This window comes from Thalassovita sp. (assembly GCF_965218685.1).
Classification (GTDB): domain Bacteria; phylum Pseudomonadota; class Alphaproteobacteria; order Rhodobacterales; family Rhodobacteraceae; genus Thalassobius.
On record NZ_OZ244657.1, the window covers coordinates 3,269,650 to 3,291,274 of the forward strand.

General features: G+C 59.3%; 20 protein-coding genes and 1 riboswitch. Of the genes, 4 read left to right on the forward strand and 16 right to left on the reverse strand.

What is annotated here, in order from left to right:
- Nucleotides 1-6 precede the first annotated feature (6 nt).
- Complete coding sequence (locus tag ACOQOQ_RS16205) at nucleotides 7-1,995, forward strand: ATP-binding protein (RefSeq protein WP_420569790.1); 1,989 nt, start codon at nucleotides 7-9, stop codon at nucleotides 1,993-1,995.
- Nucleotides 1,996-2,217: 222 nt separating this feature from the next.
- Here the strand turns inward: ACOQOQ_RS16205 and ACOQOQ_RS16210 are convergent, their stop codons facing one another.
- Genes ACOQOQ_RS16210 through ACOQOQ_RS16240 form a run of 7 tightly spaced genes read right to left on the reverse strand, consistent with a single transcriptional unit; the run spans nucleotide 2,218 to nucleotide 10,759 of the window.
- The gene (locus ACOQOQ_RS16210) at nucleotides 2,218-3,387 is read right to left on the reverse strand and encodes an ABC transporter substrate-binding protein (protein ID WP_420568010.1); all 1,170 of its coding nucleotides are present in this window, start codon (nucleotides 3,385-3,387) and stop codon (nucleotides 2,218-2,220) included.
- Nucleotides 3,388-3,427: 40 nt separating this feature from the next.
- Complete coding sequence (locus tag ACOQOQ_RS16215) at nucleotides 3,428-4,456, reverse strand: branched-chain amino acid ABC transporter permease (RefSeq protein WP_420568011.1); 1,029 nt, start codon at nucleotides 4,454-4,456, stop codon at nucleotides 3,428-3,430.
- Between the two features lie 3 nt (nucleotides 4,457-4,459).
- The gene (locus ACOQOQ_RS16220; protein WP_420568012.1) at nucleotides 4,460-5,374 is read right to left on the reverse strand and encodes a branched-chain amino acid ABC transporter permease; all 915 of its coding nucleotides are present in this window, start codon (nucleotides 5,372-5,374) and stop codon (nucleotides 4,460-4,462) included.
- Nucleotides 5,371-6,105, reverse strand: a complete 735-nt coding sequence (locus tag ACOQOQ_RS16225; protein WP_420568013.1) for an ABC transporter ATP-binding protein — start codon at nucleotides 6,103-6,105, stop codon at nucleotides 5,371-5,373. The genes ACOQOQ_RS16220 and ACOQOQ_RS16225 overlap by 4 nt, the downstream gene beginning before the upstream one ends.
- Nucleotides 6,105-6,860, reverse strand: a complete 756-nt coding sequence (locus ACOQOQ_RS16230) for an ABC transporter ATP-binding protein (protein ID WP_420568014.1) — start codon at nucleotides 6,858-6,860, stop codon at nucleotides 6,105-6,107. Before ACOQOQ_RS16230 ends, ACOQOQ_RS16225 begins: the two co-directional genes overlap by 1 nt.
- A gap of 3 nt (nucleotides 6,861-6,863) precedes the next feature.
- A complete protein-coding gene (locus ACOQOQ_RS16235) occupies nucleotides 6,864-8,987 on the reverse strand; it encodes a hydantoinase/oxoprolinase family protein (protein ID WP_420568015.1) in 2,124 nt (707 codons plus the stop codon).
- Nucleotides 8,988-9,010: 23 nt separating this feature from the next.
- A complete protein-coding gene (locus ACOQOQ_RS16240; RefSeq protein WP_420568016.1) occupies nucleotides 9,011-10,759 on the reverse strand; it encodes a hydantoinase B/oxoprolinase family protein in 1,749 nt (582 codons plus the stop codon).
- Between the two features lie 246 nt (nucleotides 10,760-11,005).
- Between ACOQOQ_RS16240 and ACOQOQ_RS16245 the strand changes: the two genes are divergently transcribed.
- Nucleotides 11,006-11,956 (forward strand): helix-turn-helix domain-containing protein, encoded by a 951-nt coding sequence (locus ACOQOQ_RS16245; RefSeq protein ID WP_420568017.1) that lies wholly within the window; start codon nucleotides 11,006-11,008, stop codon nucleotides 11,954-11,956.
- An 85-nt stretch (nucleotides 11,957-12,041) separates the two neighbouring features.
- Here the strand turns inward: ACOQOQ_RS16245 and ACOQOQ_RS16250 are convergent, their stop codons facing one another.
- The 4 genes from ACOQOQ_RS16250 to ACOQOQ_RS16265 form a co-directional block, all read right to left on the reverse strand.
- A complete protein-coding gene (locus ACOQOQ_RS16250) occupies nucleotides 12,042-12,269 on the reverse strand; it encodes a hypothetical protein (RefSeq protein ID WP_420568018.1) in 228 nt (75 codons plus the stop codon).
- 113 nt (nucleotides 12,270-12,382) lie between these two features.
- Nucleotides 12,383-12,946: a hypothetical protein gene (locus ACOQOQ_RS16255; RefSeq protein ID WP_420568019.1), complete on the reverse strand. Its 564-nt coding sequence runs from the start codon at nucleotides 12,944-12,946 to the stop codon at nucleotides 12,383-12,385.
- A 250-nt stretch (nucleotides 12,947-13,196) separates the two neighbouring features.
- Nucleotides 13,197-14,294, reverse strand: coding sequence for a GTP cyclohydrolase FolE2 (folE2, locus tag ACOQOQ_RS16260; RefSeq protein ID WP_420568020.1), 1,098 nt, complete (start codon nucleotides 14,292-14,294; stop codon nucleotides 13,197-13,199).
- 115 nt (nucleotides 14,295-14,409) lie between these two features.
- Nucleotides 14,410-15,591, reverse strand: coding sequence for an aminotransferase class I/II-fold pyridoxal phosphate-dependent enzyme (locus tag ACOQOQ_RS16265; protein WP_420568021.1), 1,182 nt, complete (start codon nucleotides 15,589-15,591; stop codon nucleotides 14,410-14,412).
- 61 nt (nucleotides 15,592-15,652) lie between these two features.
- A riboswitch (SAM riboswitch) is annotated at nucleotides 15,653-15,729 on the reverse strand.
- Between the two features lie 112 nt (nucleotides 15,730-15,841).
- Between ACOQOQ_RS16265 and ACOQOQ_RS16270 the strand changes: the two genes are divergently transcribed.
- Entirely contained in the window at nucleotides 15,842-16,780 is a 939-nt protein-coding gene (locus ACOQOQ_RS16270) for a DUF726 domain-containing protein (protein ID WP_420568022.1), read from the forward strand.
- 22 nt (nucleotides 16,781-16,802) lie between these two features.
- Complete coding sequence (locus ACOQOQ_RS16275; RefSeq protein ID WP_420568023.1) at nucleotides 16,803-17,510, forward strand: glutathione S-transferase N-terminal domain-containing protein; 708 nt, start codon at nucleotides 16,803-16,805, stop codon at nucleotides 17,508-17,510.
- 70 nt (nucleotides 17,511-17,580) lie between these two features.
- On the opposite strand, the gene ACOQOQ_RS16280 is transcribed toward ACOQOQ_RS16275, so the two are convergent.
- From ACOQOQ_RS16280 to ACOQOQ_RS16300, 5 genes are all read right to left on the reverse strand, one after another.
- On the reverse strand, nucleotides 17,581-18,192 hold the full coding sequence (locus ACOQOQ_RS16280) for an inner membrane-spanning protein YciB (RefSeq protein ID WP_420568024.1): 612 nt from the start codon (nucleotides 18,190-18,192) through the stop codon (nucleotides 17,581-17,583).
- Between the two features lie 2 nt (nucleotides 18,193-18,194).
- Nucleotides 18,195-19,097: an EamA family transporter gene (locus ACOQOQ_RS16285; protein ID WP_420568025.1), complete on the reverse strand. Its 903-nt coding sequence runs from the start codon at nucleotides 19,095-19,097 to the stop codon at nucleotides 18,195-18,197.
- Nucleotides 19,094-19,528 carry a hypothetical protein gene (locus ACOQOQ_RS16290; RefSeq protein WP_420568026.1) on the reverse strand — a complete coding sequence of 145 codons (435 nt, stop codon included), beginning with the start codon at nucleotides 19,526-19,528 and terminating at the stop codon, nucleotides 19,094-19,096. Before ACOQOQ_RS16290 ends, ACOQOQ_RS16285 begins: the two co-directional genes overlap by 4 nt.
- A gap of 223 nt (nucleotides 19,529-19,751) precedes the next feature.
- Complete coding sequence (ftsY, locus tag ACOQOQ_RS16295; RefSeq protein ID WP_420568027.1) at nucleotides 19,752-20,867, reverse strand: signal recognition particle-docking protein FtsY; 1,116 nt, start codon at nucleotides 20,865-20,867, stop codon at nucleotides 19,752-19,754.
- Between the two features lie 57 nt (nucleotides 20,868-20,924).
- The gene (locus tag ACOQOQ_RS16300) at nucleotides 20,925-21,557 is read right to left on the reverse strand and encodes a lysoplasmalogenase family protein (protein ID WP_420568028.1); all 633 of its coding nucleotides are present in this window, start codon (nucleotides 21,555-21,557) and stop codon (nucleotides 20,925-20,927) included.
- Nucleotides 21,558-21,625 lie beyond the last annotated feature (68 nt).

Sequence of the window (21,625 nt, forward strand, 5' to 3'; positions counted from 1 at the left end):
ACCGGCATGCAACATGTTCCCGCGCTCAGACGCACCGGCGCAAAGACCAAGCTCCGCACGCGCTTCATCGCGTTGCTGGCCGGAACGATGGTTCTTTGCGTCGCGGGACTCTCGTTGATCTGGGAGCCTCGGATTGTGCGCGTCATGTCTACAGCGCAGGTGCAAAACCTTGATAGTAAAATAGAAATCCTCTCGGATTCCCTGGTCTCATATCTTCTACAAAACCAGTATGGCGCAATATTTGAAACCTTGGACAGCACGAAGGCACGAAACGAAAATTGGCGTCAAGTCACCCTAACTGGCGCAGGTGGGGTACAGCTTTATCCCCTCTTCGACACACTTGGAATCGAGGGCGATGATACGATCAGTACGCGCAAGGCAATCGCATTCGAAGGCAAGACCCTTGCTGTATTGACCGTCGGGGCGGACATCTCGAACGAGCTGGACAAGATCAGGCGGCAAGTGCGGACGCTGACGATCTTGATGTCCTTGTTTTTCCTCAGTTCTCTGTTGGTGCTTGGATTGCTGTTCGAGCGTTGGGTGGTTCGGCGCGTGACGTTATTGGCCGCCGCCGCCAAGCAAATGTCACTGGGCAACTATGATGCCAGCATCCCCCACGCCTCTCAGGACGAAATTGGCGTGCTGACTGACAGCTTTCGTTTCATGCGGCTCACCATCAAGGAAAACCAGGAAAAACTCATTGCCTCGCGCGACGAGGCCCAGCATGCCGCACAAGCAAAATCGCGCTTCCTTGCCATGATGAGCCATGAAATCAGAACACCTTTGAACGGTATTTTACCGACTGCGGAACTTTTGCTGGAAAGTGATTTACCCAAGGAGCAACGCCACCTGGTCGCAACGATCCAGGATTCCGGAAAATCACTGAAAGCCATAATCAATGACATCCTGGACGTTTCGAAACTTGAAGAGGGAAAATTCGAACTCCGAAACGAAGCGTTCTCAATAGGATCGTTACTTAACTCGATCCTTGGAATGTTTGACACGGCGGCAAAGAAAAAAAACGTCGTACTGGAAACGACTTCAGACTTTGAAGGCCCAAACCTGTTGTTGGGGGATGAAACCCGAATTCGGCAAGTTCTTGCAAATTTGGTTGGGAACGCGATCAAGTTCACTCCGGAAGGAAATATTACTCTTGGTGTCGCCCATAAGGTCGCCGCAAAAGGGGGCGTTGAGGTCGAGTTTATGGTGAAGGATACCGGCATCGGTATCTCACAAGAGGATACGCAATCGATTTTCGAGCGGTTCTCGCAAGTCGACAATCGGAGCAACCGCGAGTATCAAGGCAGTGGTCTGGGGCTTGCCATTTGCAAGCAACTGGTCACCGCCATGGGAGGGGAGCTGAGAGTCCAAAGCAAACCGGGCTCTGGTAGTAAATTCTTTTTCACTCTCCGCCTTAACGTTGCTTCACCGGAAGAAGCTTCGGATCAAGGTCTTTTGGTCAACAATGAGTTTGCGACCAACCCGCCGGGCCATCAGCACTCTTATCACGTGTTGGTAGTTGACGATAACAAAACCAACTTGAAAATCGCCAAAATTATCCTTGCTTCGTTGAATCACACAGCAAAAACCGCCCGCAGCGGCCACGAGGCGATTGCTATGTTAGGGAAAGAAAGCTTCGACCTTGTTTTGCTGGACGTCAACATGCCTGGTATCGACGGATATGAAACCGCGCGGCGGATCAGGTCGGGTTCGCCACAGTTGTCCAACACCGTCATTTTGGGGCATAGCGCAAGTGCATTCAAGGATGACATTGATCGTTGTATCGATGCTGGAATGGATGGCTTTCTGCCCAAACCCCTGTCAAAGAAGGAACTTTTCAGCGCACTTCAAACCCATTTGGCCGCAGCCTCCAATTCGAATACAGAGGATCATTCAGCTTCTGGTCAGGTCAAGCCCATCCCTTCGACAGGCGACGGGCGTTTCTCTGCGCGAGCAAAACACCAGGCTGACGATCTTGCCCCAAATAGTGAGTGATCCGCGTTAACCGTATCGACCATTTTGACGGATCAACTCGATCGTACCGGCTTTCCCAAGGTCGGATCAAATACCGCTCGGCGCAATGGATATTCTCTCTCTGACGTCGGTCTAGCTGCTTCGACTGGCAGGCTCCCGTCCGTCTTGATCGCTGTCCGCGGACCAAGCCAGGTGGAGAATCCGGTGGATGGCGACACCCCATTTGGGATGCCGCCGGGTATATCACTTCAGCAGAACGTCCAGCGGCACGGGTTCGCTGATCGTAAAGCTGCCAATCACACCTGGCACACCGTTTGTGATTTCGACGATCTGCATTTCTGCCGTGTTTTGGTGGTGAATCTGGTCCGAAAAGCTCCGCGGGCCAAAGGCTGTGGGCTCTGCGTCCATCCTTTCAAGTTCAGCAGTCACGGCCGAGGCCTCTACGGTGCCGGCCCGTTCGACCGCTTTGGCCCAGAGGTCGATCAGAAGATAGCCGGGATAAACATAAGTGCTGGACGGGCCAGCGCCTGTTGCGGCCTCAAAGGCATCGCGAAATTCGTTCACGGCAGGACGCGTGTCATCGCCGTAGATCGAACCTTGAACCGGCACGATAAAATTGGACAAATCAGGCGTTGCGTCCAGCCAATAGGACCCATCGACTGCAGATCCGTTCAGGATGGTCGAGTTGATCCCAGCGGCGCGGATTTGGCGCACTGCAGACGCCGCCCCGGGAATGTACGAACAGAGCATGATCACGTCAGGCTCTGCTGCAAGGCCTTTGATGCGGGTGATCTGACTGGCGATGGAGGCATCTCCATTCAGGAACGTGTCCCGGCCGACGATCTGGCCGCCCGCTTTGGGGAACATCCAGTCAAAGCCGGTGCAGATGCCCTTGTTGTACTCGATGGTCGTATCAAGCAGGACATAGCCGGTCTTGGCATCGCGGGAATTGAGTGACCATTCGGCCACCGTCGCGCCCTGAACCGCAGCCAGAACCGAGGCCGAGAAACTGTTGGGGCCGACGCCCTGAATGCCCGCCTTGATGTCTTCAGCGCACAGGAAGAACGAGTTCAGCCCCGCCCCCTCTGCCGCCAACGCCGCAGGGGCACCAAAATCATAGTCACAGGACACGATCAACATGTCTGCGCCTTCATCGACCAGTTGCAGACCGGCGCTGGCCGATTGGGCCTGATCGCTTTTGGTGTCGGCCTCGATCCATTTGATCTGCTTGCCCAACAGGCCACCAGCCGCGTTGATTTCATCGATGCGTATGCGCGCCGCTTCTACCGCCGGTGCGTCATAGGCTTGCAACCAGCCGGATTTGGCAATGGCAAAACCGATGGTGATATCGTCGGCCATCGCGGGGGCGCCAAGGCTCAGCACAAGCGTTGTCGCAGTTAGTAGCTGTTTCATTTGTAGTCTCCTCTGTCGGCAGTTTGGTTTTGTTGTCCGGTCAGCGCGCGCCAATTCGCAGACGAAGTTCCCGCCCGCCGGACAGACCGGCCGGACGTAGAATGAGAACCAGGATCATGACGATCCCGATGATGATTTCCTGGGCCCCGGTCGGCAGTGCCAGCGTGGTTTCACCGATCTCCACACCACGTTCCATGCGAACAAGACCCTCGATCATGATCGACAAAACAAGAACGCCGGTTACCGCCCCGGTGAGGCTTCCGATGCCGCCAACAACCAGCATCGCCAGCGTGATGAAGGTGACCCCAAGGTAAAAACTATTGGGATTCAGCACGCCCAAAGAGTGACCGAAAAGCGCGCCCGCGACCCCCGTGAAGAACGCCGAAAGAACCAGTGCAAGCAGTCGGTGGCGGTACATGTTGATACCGCTGGCAGAGGCGGCCACCTCGTCTTCGCGCGTCGCTCGCAGCGCCAGCCCCGAGGCCGAGTTCGCATACCAGGCCGCGGCCAGAACGGCTGCCGAAGCCCATCCGAATGTCACCCATTGATCCGAATACCGCGCCAGACCGACAACCGACGAGGTTGCCCCTGTCACGCCCTCCCAGCTGGAATAGACCGTGTAGACAATCGCCAGAAAGGCAAATGTCGCGATCGAGGCCGCAATCCCGGTCAGCCGCAAAATGGCCGCGCCGGATACCAGCGCCACAAGCGACGCAAGCAGGCCCGAGGCAATCGCCGCTGGCAAGACAGGCCATTCAGCATTCGCCAGAAAGGGCCACAGATCAGGCAGGAAAAGCTCCTTCATCTGCGGTTTCAGCGTCAGCCAGGCCGAGCAATAGGCACCGATCGCCATGTACCCGGCATGCCCGAAGCTCACCACACCTGAATTTCCGACAAATATCCAAAGCCCCACCACAAAGGTGACACGGATCAACGTCTGCGCCGCCATACGCGCAAGCGATTTGTCACCCAGAACCGAGATCAGCAACGTGAACACCAGCAAGACAAGGATCAGCAGAACGGGCGTGGACCATGCGCTTAGGCGCTTTTGTTTATGTGTTTGTGCCATGTGTTAAACCCTCGGTTTTGCCGAACGCGGCACGAACAGGCCTTGCGGCCGCAACAACAGGCTGAAGATCACGAGCGTGTAGAGAAACGCATCCCGGAAGGGCCGTGCCTCGAGAGGCAGAAAGCCCTGCAGGATCACCGATGCCGCGCCAATCAAGAACCCGGCGGCGACGGCCCCCGGCAAGCTACCCAGACCGCCGATGACAGTGGCGATGAAGGCAACCAACATGATCTGCCCGCCCATCCGAATGTCCGCGACCCCGGTTTGAGTGGCCATGATCATGGCCACGGCTGCCGCCAACGCGCCCGACAGGGCAAAGGCTCCGGTGATAACCACATTTGCCCGCACGCCCAAAAGGCGCGCCATGGTGAAATTCTCGGCTGCGGCTCTCATCTCCAGCCCGATCCGGGTCTTCTTCAACAACAGCGCCAGCGTCACCACGACGACCAGCGTCGCAAGGATGACGATGATCTGCAGCAACGGGACCGAGGCCCCGATCACCGAGACGGGCGTGTTCAGATCCGGCCAAAGACTGATCGCCTTGGGGCGGCTGGAGTAGATGGCCAGCAGGGCATTCTGGATGACAAATCCCAGCGCAAAGGATGAAATCATCATCGCAACAGGGGTTGCATTGCGCATGTGCCTGAAGACGAAAAACTCGGATGCCACCGCCACAGCGGCGCCTATCATCAGCAGCAACGGGATCAGCACGAACGCGGGGGCCTTGCCCAGGAACATGACCGCCACAGCGTCTGTCGAGGGCACGATCAGGGCGAACACGCAAAAGGCGATGTATTCACCATGGGCGAAATTCACCAGGTTCATCACGCCGAAAATCAGCGCGATTCCCAATGCGGCCATGGCATATATGCCGCCAAGGCTCATCGCATCGAAAAAGAGTTGTGGAATAGCGTTCATGACGTCCCCTCTGCACGGTCTTGCCCAAAGTAGGCGTCCTTAAGCAGGTCGCTTTCGGCGAATTCTGCGGCATCCCCTTCGCCGACAACCGCGCCGCCTCGTAGCAGCACCATACGGCCGCCCACGCGCGCAGCCCGCGCCGAGCTTTGTTCGACAATGATCAGGGTAAGACCGCGTTCGTTTTGCAGGTTCACGAGCGTCTCGTAGACCTGATCGACGATGTTAGGGGCGAGGCCCAGCGACGGTTCATCCACCAGCATCAGCTTGGGGTTGGTCATCAGACCACGCCCGATCGCCAGCATCTGCTGTTGCCCGCCCGACAGCGCCCCCGCATTGGCATGGCGGCGCTCGCCCAGAATTGGGAAGTTCAGATAGACCTCTTCGATATCGCTCTCGACAGCGGTCTTGTCCCGGCGCAGACCGGTGCCGACCCGCAGGTTTTCCTCGACGGTCAGGGTGCCAAAGATATCGCGGCCCTCGGGCACCATCGTCAGACCCAGCCGGGCAATCGCCTCAGGTGAGCGGCCGGTCAATAGATCGCCATCCGCCTCGATCCGGCCATGAGATGTGGCAACCGCGCCGCAGATCGCGTTAAGCAGCGACGATTTCCCAGCGCCGTTCGGCCCTGAAATGAATACCCGCTCGCCTTCTTCGACTTGAAGCGTCACATCCGTGAGGGCAGGCACTTTGCCATAGCGCACGGAAACGTCGAAAACACCCAGTTTGGACATTACGCATCCTCCGTGTGTTCTGCGCCAAGATAGGCTTCGCGCACAGCCTGACTGCCAAGGATGACGTCTTTGTCGCCCTCTTCGATGATCTGCCCAGCATCCAGCACGTAGACATGGTGCGAGACCGACAGAACCAGCCCGACATTGTGTTCGATCAACAGAACCCCACAGCCGATCTCGTTCGCGATGCGATGGATGATTGCGGCAAGGTCTTCGGCTTCCAGTTCGGACATGCCGGCTGCGGGTTCGTCCAGCAGCAGGAAATCCGGTTGGAACATCAACGCCCGGGCGATGCCGACACGGCGTTCGTCGGTATAGGGCAGGCCCGCAGCGGGCAGCTCGGCAAGATGTGGCGCGCCCATCCAGTCCAGCAGGCGCAACGCCTCGGCCTCGGCGCGGCGGCGGGAATGGCCCAGGCCCACCCCCGTCACGGCCAGATTGTCCAGCACATCAAGCCCGGTGAAAAGCCGCCCCGCCTGGAACGTGCGCGCAACGCCATCGCGGCGCAGCGCGTGGGGCGTCTGGTCTCCGACACTTTGCCCGTTCAACAAAACGGTCCCGGTGGTGGGGGCCTGATACCCGGTCAGCACGTTGACCATGGTGGTTTTGCCCGCGCCGTTGGGCCCGATCAGCCCATGCACGGCGCCAGGAGTGACGTTCAGTGACACATCCGTCAGGGCTTTGAACCCGCCGAACGCCACCGTCACCCCCGACGCCGTCAGGGAGGGTGCATTATGAACTGCTGCGATGCTCACCGATCAGGCCTCGACCAGCTTCCTGGCTTTCTGGACGGTCTCTTCACCCGCCATGTCAGCGGTCAGCACGTATACGCCGCTTTCATGCAGGCTCACGGTCCAGCCAGGTTCGATAACGATGGTGGTCGTGACCTCTTCGATCACTGCCGGCCCCTGCAGTTCGTCGCCGGCCCCCATAGCAGAGCCGTCATAGACCGGGGTGCTCTGCGCGGCGCCATCGTTCGAGAACACCATGGGCCGGGTCCCCTTGAGCGTCGCGCCCGCGCCCTTACCGGCGCCGATGATCATGCGATCAGGCTTGTCGACATGACCCGCGATCGTGCTTTCGACGTTCACCACTTCGACGGGGCTGTGAGGCTCGTCATAGGTGTAAAGCTCTTTGTGGCGGGCGTGGAAGGCTGCCTTGATGTCCTCCAGCCGGTCTTCGGTGACATCGAACGGATCAATCTCGACCGTGCATTCATGGACCTGACCGACATAGCGCATATCAAGGCTGCGCCGGATCGAGATCTTGTCCTCGGCGAACCCGTCACCGGCAAGATCCTCTTGTCCTTTCGCCTCTAGCCCCTTGAAAAGGCTGTCAAGTTTCGCCGCGGACTCGGCGCCTTCCACGCGGATCGGCGCAGGCGCCATATAGTTGTATTTCACATCCGAGATGATTTGACCGTAGGCGCAAAGCCCCGAAGCCAGCTTTGAAATCAAGACCTTATTGACCCCCATTTCACGCGCCAGGGCCGTGATATGGGCGCCTGTCGCCCCGCCAGCCCCCATCAACACGAAATCGCGCGGGTCATAACCACGTTCGACCGAGACACGGCGAATGGCGTTGACCATGTTGTTGTTCACGATGGTGAACATGCCATAGGCGGCTTTTTCGACCGAAATACCCAATGGGTCGGCCAGCTTGGTCTTTATCGCTGTGCGTGCCTTTTCAACGTCCAGCGGCAGCCGCCCGCCAACAAGACCATCAGCGTTCAGATAGCCCAGGACAAGGTTGGCATCTGTCGTGGTCGGGCTCTCGCCGCCCTGACCGTAGCAGGCGGGGCCGGGCTCGGATCCGGCCGATTGCGGCCCCATTTGCATCAGGCCCATTGAATCGATCCAACCGATCGAACCGCCTCCTGCGCCCAGGGTTTCGACCTGGATCATCGGAATACCAATACGATACCGCAGAAAGTCGATGTTCTTGTTCACGTTCGCCTGCCCGTCACGGGTCAGCGTGATGTCAAAAGACGTACCGCCCATGTCGCAGGTAATGATGTTCTTGTCGCCCCAGGGCGCAGCCACATCCAGCGCCGCTTGCGGTGCCGAAGCCGGGCCCGAGTTGATTGCATAGACGGATTGATCGCTGACGACTTTGCCAAGCGCCAGACCACCGTTGGACTGGAAGTACCGCACCGGGTGCTGGCTGCCCAATTCACGGAAATAGGCGTCGATAGCCTCGACATAGCGTTGCAGGATCGGCGCAAGATAGGCGTTCACGATCGCGGTCGATGTCCGCGTGTATTCGCGCACTTGAGGGTAGAGCACAGAGCCAACGGTCAGACGCACATCGGGCATCATCTCGCGCACGATCTGGGCGGCGCGCAATTCGTGATCCTGGTGCAGGACCGACCAGACAAAGCTGATGGCGACGCTTTCAACGCCTTCCGCAATGAAATAGCGGCAGGCCTCGCGTACGTCCTCTTCGACCATGGGCGTTTTGACTTCGCCGGTCGAGATGACGCGCTCTGTTACCGGGCGCCGCAGGTGGCGCGGCACCAGCATGGTTGCGGGCGGATAATCGGGATCATAGCGATAGCCATCTTCCTTGTGGCCCAGACGGATCTCAATCGAATCCTGGTGGCCGCGCGTGGCAATCAAGCCGGTTTTCGCACCGGTATGGGTGATCAAAGCGTTCAGCCCGACGGTGGTGCCGTTAATGCAAAGGTCTGAATTTGAAACGATTTCTTCGGCGGTCAGGCCGGTTTCCTCGGTGATCAGAGCCAGGCCGTTTCTTATGGCCTTGGTCGGCTCGGTCGGGGTTGAGAGCACTTTGAAAATCTGCAATCCGCCGGATTTGTCGGCCAGAATGAAATCGGTGAAGGTTCCGCCGGCATCAATGCCCAGACGATATTGAGTACGCATGTTATTGTCCTTTCGATCGGGGCTCAGGCCGCGCGGGCCTTGGCGGTGGCGGCCTCATCGACAGCCAGTGTTTCAGCGTCCGAGATGACCACGCCGTAGTCGAGCCGCGCGCCTTCAATGCTCACCAGACCGTTGCGCACGTCTTCGACAACCTTCAACGGGTCACGCTCGAACGGGTTGCCAAAACCGCCTCCGCCGGGGTTCATGTTGGCGGCAATTTCGCCGGGTTTGATGGTTTCGATGACGTTGTCCGTGATGACCTCGGTATCGCCGTTTCGGGTGATCTCGAGCCGGCCAACCTTTTTGTCGATCAGCGTGGATTTGGCGCCAGCGGCACCCATCGCGGGTATCCGGCGACCTTCGCCAAAAGTGATCATCGTCATGTCAGTTTCCAGCGGCTCGACCGCCCAACGGGTGCCGGACCCGCCGCGGAATTTCCCTGCGCCGCCGCTGTCTTGCATCAGCCCGTATTCGTGGATGATGATCGGGTAGGAATGTTCCAGCATTTCGATGTCACCCGAGGTTAGCGCACCAAAACAACACTCGGGTCCGCAGGCGTGCCAGCCATCCTGGCTGTTCGTAGCCCCTGCCCCCGAAATGATCGAGGCCAGCACCATGGTGACGTATTCTTCGTCGTGGCGATTGTCCCAACCGGCGATGTTGCACCCATTGGCGTGCCCCCACGAGGCCGAAACCTTGTCGGGTGCCGCCTGTTCGAACGCCAGGCGAACCGCATCGGTCAGGGTTTCCATGGGCGTCGTGGTGCAGTTGGCGTGGGGCGCGGGGCTTTGCGCGTTGCACAGCGACCCCTTCTTGCCCATGTCCACGGTCACATTGCGGTAAAGCCCTTCGTTATAGGGTGGCGGCAATTGCGCAAACATCATCAGGCCCAGGTAGACGCCTGAATACGAATTACCCTCGTAGGAGTTGATGAAATAGGGAATCTGCGGCGGGCTTTCGATCTCGATATGGCAGCTGTCGCCTTTGATCGTGACGGTCGCGGTGATGTCGAAGTCGCCAAAGCCGTGTCCTGCATCTTCGAGAACAGCGGTGCCGGAATATGTCCCGTCCGGCACGTCGGAAATGAGGCTGTTCATGTGCTTGTTGGCCATGACAAGCAGCTCTTCGATACACGCCTGCACCGTGTCCTTGCCGTATTTATCCAAAAGCGCCGTCAGGTTGCGGGCACCAACCTGACAAGCCCCGATCAGAGCGTTAAAATCGCCTTCCTGGTCGCGGCGCGCGCGCATATTGGTCAGCAGCATGTTAAGGATGTCGTCGCGCGGAACGCCCTTGTCCCACAGTTTGATCGGTGGGATGCGCAGGCCTTCGGCGTAAATCTCTTTGGCGTCTGGGTTGTATCCTGCGGGCACCGGGCCGCCGATATCGGTCAGGTGGCCCTTGCAGACCGTCCAGAACACCAGCTCGCCTTCATAGAACACAGGGTAGTACATGCAGGTGTCAATGATATGGCTGCCGCCATAGGCCGGATCGTTATGCAGGATCAGATCGCCTTCGTTGATGTCGCCATCAAAGAACCCGGCAACGGTCTTCATCGCCGGGATCAGAGAGCCAAGGTGGATCGGAATATCCTGCCCCTGCAAAATCATCTCGGGCGTGTGATTGAACAAAGCCGTGGAATAGTCATGCGCCAGATTGAACACCGAACTGCGTGCGGTCTGCTCCAGTGCCAGTGTCATCTCTCGCTGCGTGGTCTCCAGCACCCCGCGCACCACTGAAAGGGTAATCGGATCAACCTCTGTCTTGGCCATTTTCGGTCCTCTTTTTCCTGGTGAAAAGCAATCCTGATTCGGGTTTCAGGCTTGAAAGCCGTCATCGAACCGGGCGCTATTTCTCTGCATTGAATGTCTGGAACCGATCATTCACACCGTCCTGCCAATGGTCTTGACGCTGGGTGCAGAACCCTTTGATCATCCGTGCAGGAATGCGCCTTCCATTTGTTTGTTGCGTGAAATGGGCTAACCTGAGGGAAGTATTCCTTTGAGAGGACAAGCGGCGTGAACAGGCCATTACGATTCTCAACAGACCATCTGCCGCCGCAGGACCGTGCGGCAGGATGGACATCTGTCATCGCAGAAGCCTATTTCCCGCTGCAACTCCACTTCCGGTCGCCGCTTGAATTCAATGGTCGGTTGATGCGCAAGGATATGGGCCATGTCAGCCTGTCGCGGCTGACATCGTCACCTGCAAACTATGAACGCAGGAAACGCCACATCCGCGAGGCCCGTGAAGAAGAATACCTGATCACCATCCCGAAAAGCACAGCGGTCGAGTTTCGGCAGTTGGGGCGGGACGTGCGCTGTGAACCCGGCGGCTTTATCATTGAACGCGGTGACGAGCCCTATCGCTTTATCTATGAACGCCCCAACGACTTGTTCGTCGCCAAGGTCTCGAAGGCAGCGCTATCCGAGCGCGTCCGCCAGCCCGACCGTTTCTGTGCCCAGGTTTTCGATGCAACATCGGGCACGGCCAGTCTGTTCGTCAACATGGTGCAGCAAAGTCATTCTCAGCTAAGCGGCGTGAACCGCGCCGCAAGCGAGATTGTCGGACGCCAAATGCTGGAATTGCTTGGCCTCACTCTTGAAGACGAGAGCGGTGCCGGAAGTTCAAGTGCGTCATCGGTTCGGGCGGCGCATCTGCAACGCGTTGATCAGTTCATCCGGTCGAACCTGAAAAACCCGGATCTGTCGCCCGATCTGATCGCGGAAGGTTGCGGGATTTCGAAGCGCTATCTGCATGATCTGTTCAAGGACGTGAATGGCACGGTCAGCCAGCAGATCCGCGATCAACGGCTTATTGCCGCGCGCGATAGGCTGGGAAATTCCGGCGATATCACCCTTGCCGAGGTCGCTTATCGCTTCGGCTTTGCCGATCAGGCCCAGTTTTCTCGGCTGTTCAAAGCACGGTTTGGCATGCCGCCCTCGGAATACCGGGCCAGCAAGGTTTGATAACTTGAACCAAATAGAAAGCCCTGAGCTGAATTCTCAGCTCAGGGCTTTAAGCAGTGGGTGACACCGCATGTTTTTTCGTCGATCAGACGTAAAACAGGTCGCGGAACACGTATTGCGGAATTTGATCACGGGTCAAACCCAGCTCTGCCAGCTCTTCATCTGTCTTTGCCGACAAGGCCTTGACCTGCTCGGCGCGCGACAGAGCATAGGTGTAGGTCGACAAACCCTTGCCGATTGCGGCAAAGAACGACGCGATGCGGTCCCGCAGACCGTGGTTGGCGAACGAAATGTCAGTTGCGTGAGCAGCCATTTTGGAAACCTCTTAGTGTTTGGTCCCTTCCCTGACACTCAAACTAGGTAAGAACAGTTGACTTTACCAATGCCGAATTGACATGCCCGCCGTGCATTTGCTGCAATGCGGCATCAACCTTTGCCATCGTCCATGCCGGGCATGGCGGGCGGCTTGGATGGGGCACGATAGGTTTTGCTCTCGTCATTGGCAGCGGGTACAGGCTTGGCCGCAGTTTTGGTTGCCGTCTTCGCCGCAAGCTTTGGAGCAGGCGTTGGCGCGGCTTTGGGCGCTGCGGTTTTGGCACGGGTCGTAGCAGCGGTGGTCGTCTTGGCCACAGGTTGCTTAGCCGCAGTTTGTTTGGCCACTGGGGGCTTGGTCTGTGTCGCTTCTGTTTTCGCCGTAGGCGCGGCTTTGCGAGCGGTTTTTTTCGGGGCCGCCTTAACCGGGGTTTCGGCTTTCGCGACCAGCGCTGGTTTCGCGGGTGTCTTGGGCGTGGCGATTTTCTTGGTGACGGGGCCTTTTACGGCGTCCTTCTCGGCCTTGGCCAAAATAGCCTCGCGTGTCACAAAAGCCGGGTTTGCATGCGTGGACAAATGAGTGAACGCGCGCATAAAGGACAGCTGCGCCTCAAACGTGAAAGCAGCAAGGCGGAACATGGAGGTAGAGAGCTGGTAGGGATTCAACACATGGATCATCGGACTTGTCCTTTTCGTTTGTCGGGCCAAGCCAACTCTGCCACGATTTGATAACTCTTCTGCGACAGGTTGCGCCGGGCCAACCGTTTTCTCCCGCTGGGATTTTGCCTCAGGGTTGGGCGTCCGCCCAAGCATTCCGCGCTTGGCAAGGGGGCCCAGCCCCCAAACGCACCGAAAATGAGCAATTATTCAGAAGTTCGGATCAACCTGCGCAGTCATTCAGCAACTTCCGCAGGGTCAATTGGCGAAATCAGCCCACGTGAAACAAGGTCTGGAACAGCTTTGGATCGATGCTTTCGGCCGAAAACGTGTCCCCCTCGATCAGGATCGAGACCGCATCGTGGCTGTGCAGGCTTTCCTGGTGGCTGGCGACGATGCGGAAATCACCGATGCGCTGGTCCTTGTGCAATTGCTCGCAGAACAAGCGCGCAGCGTCTTCGACAAAGATGGGATTGGCTGCGTTCAGCTCGGCAAACGCCTGCTCGTCCTCGCGTTTAACCATCACCTGGGTTTCGGTAGGCACAGCCGTACGGGCCATTTCGATCAGGTCTTCGAACCACAGACAATCGCCTTCGGACACCTCGATCGAAATGCGTGCGACCGAACGTTGCGAATGCGGTGTGGCCAACTGCCCGCGGGTCATGCGGGCATGCTCGCTCAGTTCCAGCGAGCAGGGGCAGGTCGACGAATAAACATAGTCCAGATGCATGATCTTCTTGCGCAGGCCGTCCATTTCGACCAGCTCAAGCGCGATGTCGTAATACTGGTAGCCCGACAGGCCTGAACGCAGGCTTTCCACCTTCATCGGATAGGAAAACCGCATCTGGATACGGGCGTCAAAGCTGTCCAGATCGGATTTATAGTCATCCAACGCAGCCTCGATCACCTCGAAGCTGAATGTTTTTTCGGCGTGCTTGTAAAACGACCGCATGATCCGGGACATGTTGATGCCCTTTTTCTCGGCCTCAAGGCTGACGGTGCCGGTGACGCTGGTTTCCAGCGTCAGATCGCCATTATCGCGGGTGTGGAACCGGATCGGCAGGCGGAAATTGGAAATGCCCACATGCTGAATCTGCCGCTGCGCGCCCCGGATCAGGCTGGCGGGGCCGTTCTGCAGGTCCGGCAGGTCGGCCTTATAGGCCGCATCCACGGTGAAATCGGCAGGATACTCGCGCGACAGGGCCGGATAGTCCGCCCCCTGCCCCGGCAACAGCGCCGCAACAGACGGATCCAGATCGGCGATTTCCTCGGCACTGGCGGTTTTTGCCCATGCGCGCAGCCGCGCCAAGGCCTGTGCGGCCTCTTCGCGGGTCATTTCCTTGTCCATGTCCGGCGTGTGGATGTTCATCGTCAGGCCTTTCGGGTTCCTTCCGGAAGAGTAACTTAGTCACTCTTGCGGAAAATTTCCATCATCGAAAGGGAATACGCTGCAAAGCGCGTTCTGGATCAGTTGTTTTTGTCCCTTACGCCTGCTCAAGCCCATTCAGGATATCGGCCAGCAGGTCATCGTGGTCTTCAAGGCCGATCGACAGACGTACCAAGCCATCCGAGATACCCAGCGTATCCTTCTGCTCTTGCGGCAGACGCTGATGCGTGGTCGTGGCCGGGTGCGTGGCGATCGACTTGGCATCAGCGAAGTTGTTGGAAATCGTGATGATCTCCAGCGCGTTAAGGAAGTTGAAACAGGCGGTTTTGCCACCCTTCACCTCGAATGCCAGCACGGTACCGCCGGCGGGCGCTTGCGATAGCGCCAGTTCGTGCTGCGGGTGCCCCCTGTGGGTGGGATAGCGCACGGTTTCCAGTTTTGGATGGCCGGTCAGTGCCTCGGCGATCTTCAACGCGCCTTCCGCCTGGGACCGCACGCGCAGCTCCATGGTTTCCAGTGCTTTCAGGTGGGTCCAGGCGGTGAACGGGTTCATCGCGCCGCCGGTATGCTTGATATAGGTCTCGATCGGGCCCCGGATCAGGTCTTTCGATCCGCAGATGATACCGCCCAGCATGCGCCCCTGCCCGTCCACGTGCTTGGTGGTTGAAACAACGGCAATGTCCACGCCGCAGGATTTGGCATAGGAAAACACCGGCGTGGCCATCGCATCGTCCACGACCACCAGCGCCCCCACCGAATGGGCCAGATCGCAGACGTATTTCAGGTCAATCACTTCCAGCGTCGGGTTCGAGATCGATTCCAGGAACACCAGCGTCGTCTGTTCCGTGATGGCGCCAGCCCAGGCCTCGTTATCGGTGCCGTCAACCAGCGTCACATGCACCCCGAAACGGGTCAGGATTTCCTCGAGCACGTAAAGACACGAACCAAACAGCGCGCGCGAGGCCACCACGTGATCGCCCGCCTTCAGCAGCGCCGTAAGTGCCGCATTCACGGCGGCCATGCCGGACGCACAGGCAAAGGCATCCTCGTACCCCAGATAACCCGAGATACGATCCTCGAACATGGCCATGGTCGGGTTGCCATAACGCGCATAGATGAACTCGTCCGGGCCGCTTTCGACAAAGCGCGCTTCCGCCTGCTCGGCCGTGTCATAGACAAAGCCCTGGGTCAGGAATACGGCCTCGGAGACCTCGTTGTATTGGCTGCGGCGCGTGCCGCCATGTACCAGTTTGGTGCGTTTCTTCCAGCTGTCGTTCATCTGTCTGTCCTTCTGGCCCTGCCGGCCAATAAAAAAACCCCGTACGCGGTCAAGCGAAAGGGGCTCTCTCATCCTGACCTTTTAGCAGCATATTTTACGTGGCCCGCAATCCGGTAACAAATCGCCACGCCCGCCTGATAAGCCCAGCCTGCACGCGCGTCAACCGTCACGCAGCTGTAACTGCATATTCACAGGCATTTCGCACTCTTTGCCTAATCAAACCGCAGGAACGTGTTGAGGGGTCGGGGGAATGGCGCTTCTACGGATCAATGCCACGCCGGACGGGCTGCGCCTGCACCAGTCGCACCGCCCACCCTGGCCCAGCATCACCCGCGCCGCCGATGGCGAGGGGCCGGTGGTCATCATGATCCACGGGTTTCGTTTTGCCCCCGGCGCAGGCTCTGACTGCCCGCACCGGCATATCCTGTCCATCGCTGACGCGCCGCTCGATTGGAAGGCGCTTAGCTGGCCGCGCGCCCTGGGGTTCGGACAGCATGATCCAGCCCCCGGTCTGGGCATCGCCTTTGGCTGGAACGCGCTGGGATCCCTGTGGAATGCCTTTGATCAGGCCCAGCAGGCGGGCCATCTTCTGTCCACGCTGATCAATCAGCTGCACATGCGGGCCCCGCACCGTCCCATCCACCTGATCGGTCACTCGATGGGGGCGCGCGTGATCCTGTCCGCCCTGCCCCACACCGCCCATAACAGCCTGAACCGCATTCTGCTGCTGGCCCCGGCCGAGTATCGCAAGGCAGCCCAGGCCGCCCTGCAATCCCCTGCCGGTCGCACCGCCGAGGTGTTCAACATCACAAGCCGTGAAAACGACCTGTATGATTTCTTGCTGGAGCGGTTGATCCGCACGCCCAAACCGGATCGCATCATGGGCAGCGCCCCCCCAAAGGCGCCCAACCTGCTGTCGATCCAGCTGGATGATCCCGACACACTGTCCGCGCTGGCCTCGCGCGGGCTGCGCCTGGCCCCGGCCCAGCGCCGCGTCTGTCACTGGTCCGCCTACCTGCGGCCCGGCGTCTTTGACCTGTATCGCGCCTTGCTTTTCGAACCACACCGGCACCCCTTCGGTATGCTCCGCGCCGCCCTGCCAGATGAAATGCACCCCCGCTGGTCCCGGTTCCGTCCCGTCATGCCCGCAAAACCCGCCTTGCCATTGCCTCCGAATGCCCCATCATGACCCCTAACGAAGGGGAGCCCACATGACCAATCCGATCGACCTGTTTTACTGGCCCACACCCAATGGATGGAAAATCTCTATTGCCCTGGAAGAGATGAACCTGCCCTACAACCTGCATCTGGTGAATATCGGTGCCGGCGATCAGTTCGACCCCGAATTCCTGAAAATCGCCCCCAATAACAGGATGCCCGCGATCATCGATCCCGATGGCCCTGATGGTGAGCCGATTTCAGTCTTCGAAAGCGGCGCGATCCTGCAATATCTGGCCCGCAAGACCGGCCAGTTCTGCGGCCCGACCCAACGCGACCGCATCGCCGTGGACCAGTGGCTTATGTGGCAGATGGGCGGCGTCGGCCCGATGGCCGGCCAGGCGCACCATTTCCTGAAATACGCCCCCTCGATGGAGCCGCCGAACGATTTGCCCTATGCCAAGGACCGCTATCGCAACGAGGTCAGCCGCCTGTACCGCGTTTTGGACACCCAACTGGCGGACAACCAATACGTGGCGGGGGATTTCTACTCGATCGCTGACATGGCTATCTGGCCCTGGGCCTCGCTCTGGGAAGGGCAGGAACAGACGCTTGACGACAAACCCCACCTGAAACGCTGGCTGGACGAGGTCGGCGCCCGCCCCGCGGTTCAAAAAGGCCGCGCCTTGGCAGCAGACAAGCGAAAGAACCTACAGGACAGCAAAAAGGCGCAAAAGGTCTTGTTCGGCCAAAAAGGGTAACCCAAGCCCCGTTCTTTGCTCTTCAAATACTCAAATCCCGGCCTCTCACCTTAGCGCGAGGCCGGCAATTTTACGCTTCACCCTCATCCCCGTCCTCAGCGATCGAGTAGCGTTTGAACACCCCGCCTTGGGTCATGAAGAACAAGAATATCGCAGCTGTCAGGCCGAAGGTCTTGAAATACACCCAGATTTCAGTGGTTTGCGTGCGCCAGATAATCTCGTTCAGCACGGCCAGAGCGAAGAAAAACGCGCACAGCCTGCGCGTCAGCACCATCCAGCCCTCGTCCTTCAAGGGCAAGGCCGCGTCCATCACGCTTTGCAGATAGCTTTCACCGCGCAGAAGCCCGATGCCCAGGGCTGCGCCGAACAGCACATAGATCAGCGTCGGTTTCATTTTGAAAAACCGGTCGTCGTTCAACCAAACCGACAGCCCGCCGAAAACCACCACCAGCACCAAAGTGACGATCTGCATTTTCGACAGATGTCCCGTCAGTTTCCACAGCAGCAAGGTCGAGATCAGCATGACCGGGATGAACCCTGCGGTAACCAGGATAAAGCCCTCGTATTCAGTGCCGCCTATGGTGAATATCCGGTCCTTGAGCCACAAATAGGCGGCAAAGAACAGAACCACGGGGCCCAGCTCCAGCCCGGTTTTCAGCATCGGATTGATCTTTTCGGCCATGCTCAGCCTCCCATTTCGACGATCACGGCGCCGGCCGCGATCAGTGCCATCAGGGCCAGCCGCCGCGGGCCCACGGTTTCCTTCAGCACGACCCAACCAATCAGGGCCGCAAATACGGTCGAGGTTTCGCGCAACACCGCGGCCTCGCCTACCTTGTCCAATCGCGTGGCCAACATGATCGAGCCGAAGCTCAGGAAGGCCACGATCGCCCCGCTTACCCCCCGCACGGCCAGGGGCCCCAACGCGGGGGTCTGCGCCATCGAGCGCCAGCGTACCCCAGCCACAACCGGCATGAACAACCCGTCGATCAGAAAGAACCACGCCAGAAAGGTAAATGGGTCCGCAGTGGCGCGAATACCATAGGCGTCATAGGTCGTATAGGCCGCAACCAGGCTCCCGGTCATCACCGCCAGCATCAACGCCGAGCCAAGCGTGGCCCGATCCACCTGCAGCTTGAGATAATTGTACACCGCCAGTCCGAAAATCCCGCTCAGCAGCACTGCAACACCCAGCCATTGTGTCAGCGTAAAAGTCTCGTCAAACAGCAAATAGGCGCCAATCACCGTGAAAAACGGCCCCGTGCCGCGTACCACTGGATAGACCACCGTATAGGCTCCCCGGCTATAGGCCATGGCCTGCATCGTCTTATAGACCGTGTGGATAACCCAAACGATGGCAAAGATCGGCCACATGTGCGGCTCGGGCCAGGGAACGACGAACAGGGCAAAGGGTGCGGCCAGCAGCGTATAGGACAGATCGATCGCGCCGCGCGACAGCCACGGATCGTGCCGCCCCTTTTGCAAGGCGCCGAACACCGCATGCAGCAGGGCTGCCAGCAAGGCCAGGACCAAAGCGACCTGGTGGCCTGCCTCGGTGCCCTCCAGGCTGATCAGCCAGGCGCTCATATCATGCGCAGTTGAACAAGTCCGGATACGCCCTTGGCCATCGCAGCCGCCGGATCCGCCAGATCCATGGTCGAGCCGTCAAGCCTGCAGATCAGGTCACCGCCAACGGGTTGCAGGGCGTAGGCTTCGATCAGGCTGTCCTGAATGCTGTCGATCACAAAGTCTGAACGATGCGAGGGCGTCACGCACAGATGGGTGACGCGCGGCGGACAATCTTCGACGTGGCTGTCCCAGATCACGCGGCCCATGCCGACCACATCGTCATGCAAGGTCAGCACGCATTCGGCGCAAACCACGCGGCCGTCGGGCCAGGCGCCATCGTCCCAATCGCTGTCGACGCGGGCCCATTGCATCAGGTCATCCATGGCCTCGAACAGCCCGGTTTCGCCCCATTCGGATTGGGATTTCAGGGTCTCGAAAATCTCAAGCATATCCGTGCCGTCCGCGCCTATCGGGGCACGGCAAAGCGCCGGAAACCCCTGATTACAAGAGCGAATCCCCAGCAGGAATCACGCCCCTATTGTCCAAGTCCTGAATTTCTGACTCGGGCGGGGGGCCGGCGCAACCGGACTCATGTGGATTATCTGGGGATAAACCGGGGGATAAACTGGGGGAATCCTGTGGCTTTTGTCCTGAACGGAAATTGGCCCCGATTCAGTCCTCTAAACCGGTCAGCGCGCGGGCGAAATCGGTCGGATCAAAGGGGGCCAGATCGTCAATCTGCTCGCCCACACCGATGGCATGAATGGGCAGCCCGAACTTGTCGGCAAGCGCCACCAGAACGCCGCCCTTCGCCGTGCCGTCCAGCTTGGTCATCACCAACCCCGAGACATCGGCCAATTCCTGGAACGTCTTGACCTGACTCAGCGCGTTCTGGCCCGTCGTCGCGTCCAGCACCAGCAGAGTGTTATGCGGCGCGGTTTCGTCCTTTTTGCGGATGACCCGGACGATCTTGGCCAGCTCCTCCATCAGGTCAGCGCGGTTTTGCAGACGGCCCGCAGTGTCGATCATCAGCAGGTCGGCCCCGTCGGCCTCGGCCTTGGTCATCGCATCAAAGGCCAGGCTGGCCGGATCGCTGCCCTCGGGGGCGGTCAGAACCGGCACGCCAGCCCGGTCGCCCCAGACTTGCAGCTGCTCGACCGCCGCCGCGCGGAAGGTATCGCCCGCCGCGATCACCACGTTCTTGCCGGCCGCTTTGAATTGGCTGGCCAGCTTGCCGATCGTCGTGGTTTTGCCCGAGCCGTTCACGCCCACAACCAGCACGACCTGCGGTTTCTTGGGGTACAATGGCAGCGGTTTGGCAACGGGCTCCATCACGCGCGCGATTTCCTCGGCCAAAATAGTCTTGATCTCGGTGGTCGAGACTTTTTTGCCGAACCGCCCCTCGGCGATATTGGCCGTCACCCGCAGCGCGGTATCCACCCCCATATCCGAGGCGATCAGCAGCTCTTCGAGCTGTTCCAGCATGTCATCGTCCAAGGTGCGACGGACGACGGTGCGGCTCTCGTCGCGGCCAAGAAGACGGCCGATGATGCCGGGTTTGGGGTCGGGTTTCGCGACTTCCGGCGCAGGCGCAGGTTCCGGGATTGGTTCAGCCACGGGGTCAGGGGTAATTTCCGGCGCGGGTTCGGGCGCGGGTTCGGGCGCCGCCTTTTCAACCTCGGTCACTTCTTCTTCGACACCGCCGTCCTCGACAATCGCGTCCAGCCCCTGATCGAGCTTGGATGACGAACGGGTCAGGCGTTGTTTCAGCTTGCCGAAAAAGGACATGGAACCTCCGAAAGTGTTTCATCCCAACTAGCCATTCTGGCTGGGCAATGGAAGCCCTCAGGGCGCGGCAAAGACGTAGAACCCGGTCATGATCAGCGCCTGTGCGCCCCAATACAGCGCCCAGATGGCATGCGCGCCCAGCCGCGAGCTGCGCCCCAGGAACAGTTGCGTGGACAGAATCAGGTCAGAGGCGACAAAGCAAAGCGCCCCGGCCAGCACCCATCCGCGTCCCTCCCATGGCAGTGCGGCGGCCACGCCCATCGCCAGGATCAGCACCACGTAGCCCCGCACCACCCCGCGCAGCTCGCCGGTATGAGGGGCCAACCATCGCTCGGTCGACAGGCCCAACCCAATCAGCGCCGCGGCCACGCCCCAGAACAGCAGGTCGGGCGCCCCCACCGGCAGGACGGTGACAAAAGCCAGCACATAAAGCACGTGCCCCAGGGCAAAGGCCCCAATCCCGGCTTTCAGAATGGACTCGCCCGGCCGCGACAACAGAAAATCCCCCAGCGCACAGGCCCACAGCCCCGCCAGCGCCAATCCCGGCAGCCCCGCATGGCCAAGCGCGATGGCTGGCAGCACCACGGCTGCAGTCTTGATCAGGCTTCGTGGCCAGCTTTCTGTGCGCCAGCAAAACCACACGCCATAAATCAGCGCCATCGCAGCGCCCAGCAGGATCAGGATGTTCATGGGGCCTCCTTTATTGGTCAGCCTAACCATGGGTCCGCGCAAATCCACCGAAATCGGCCCCGCGCGGA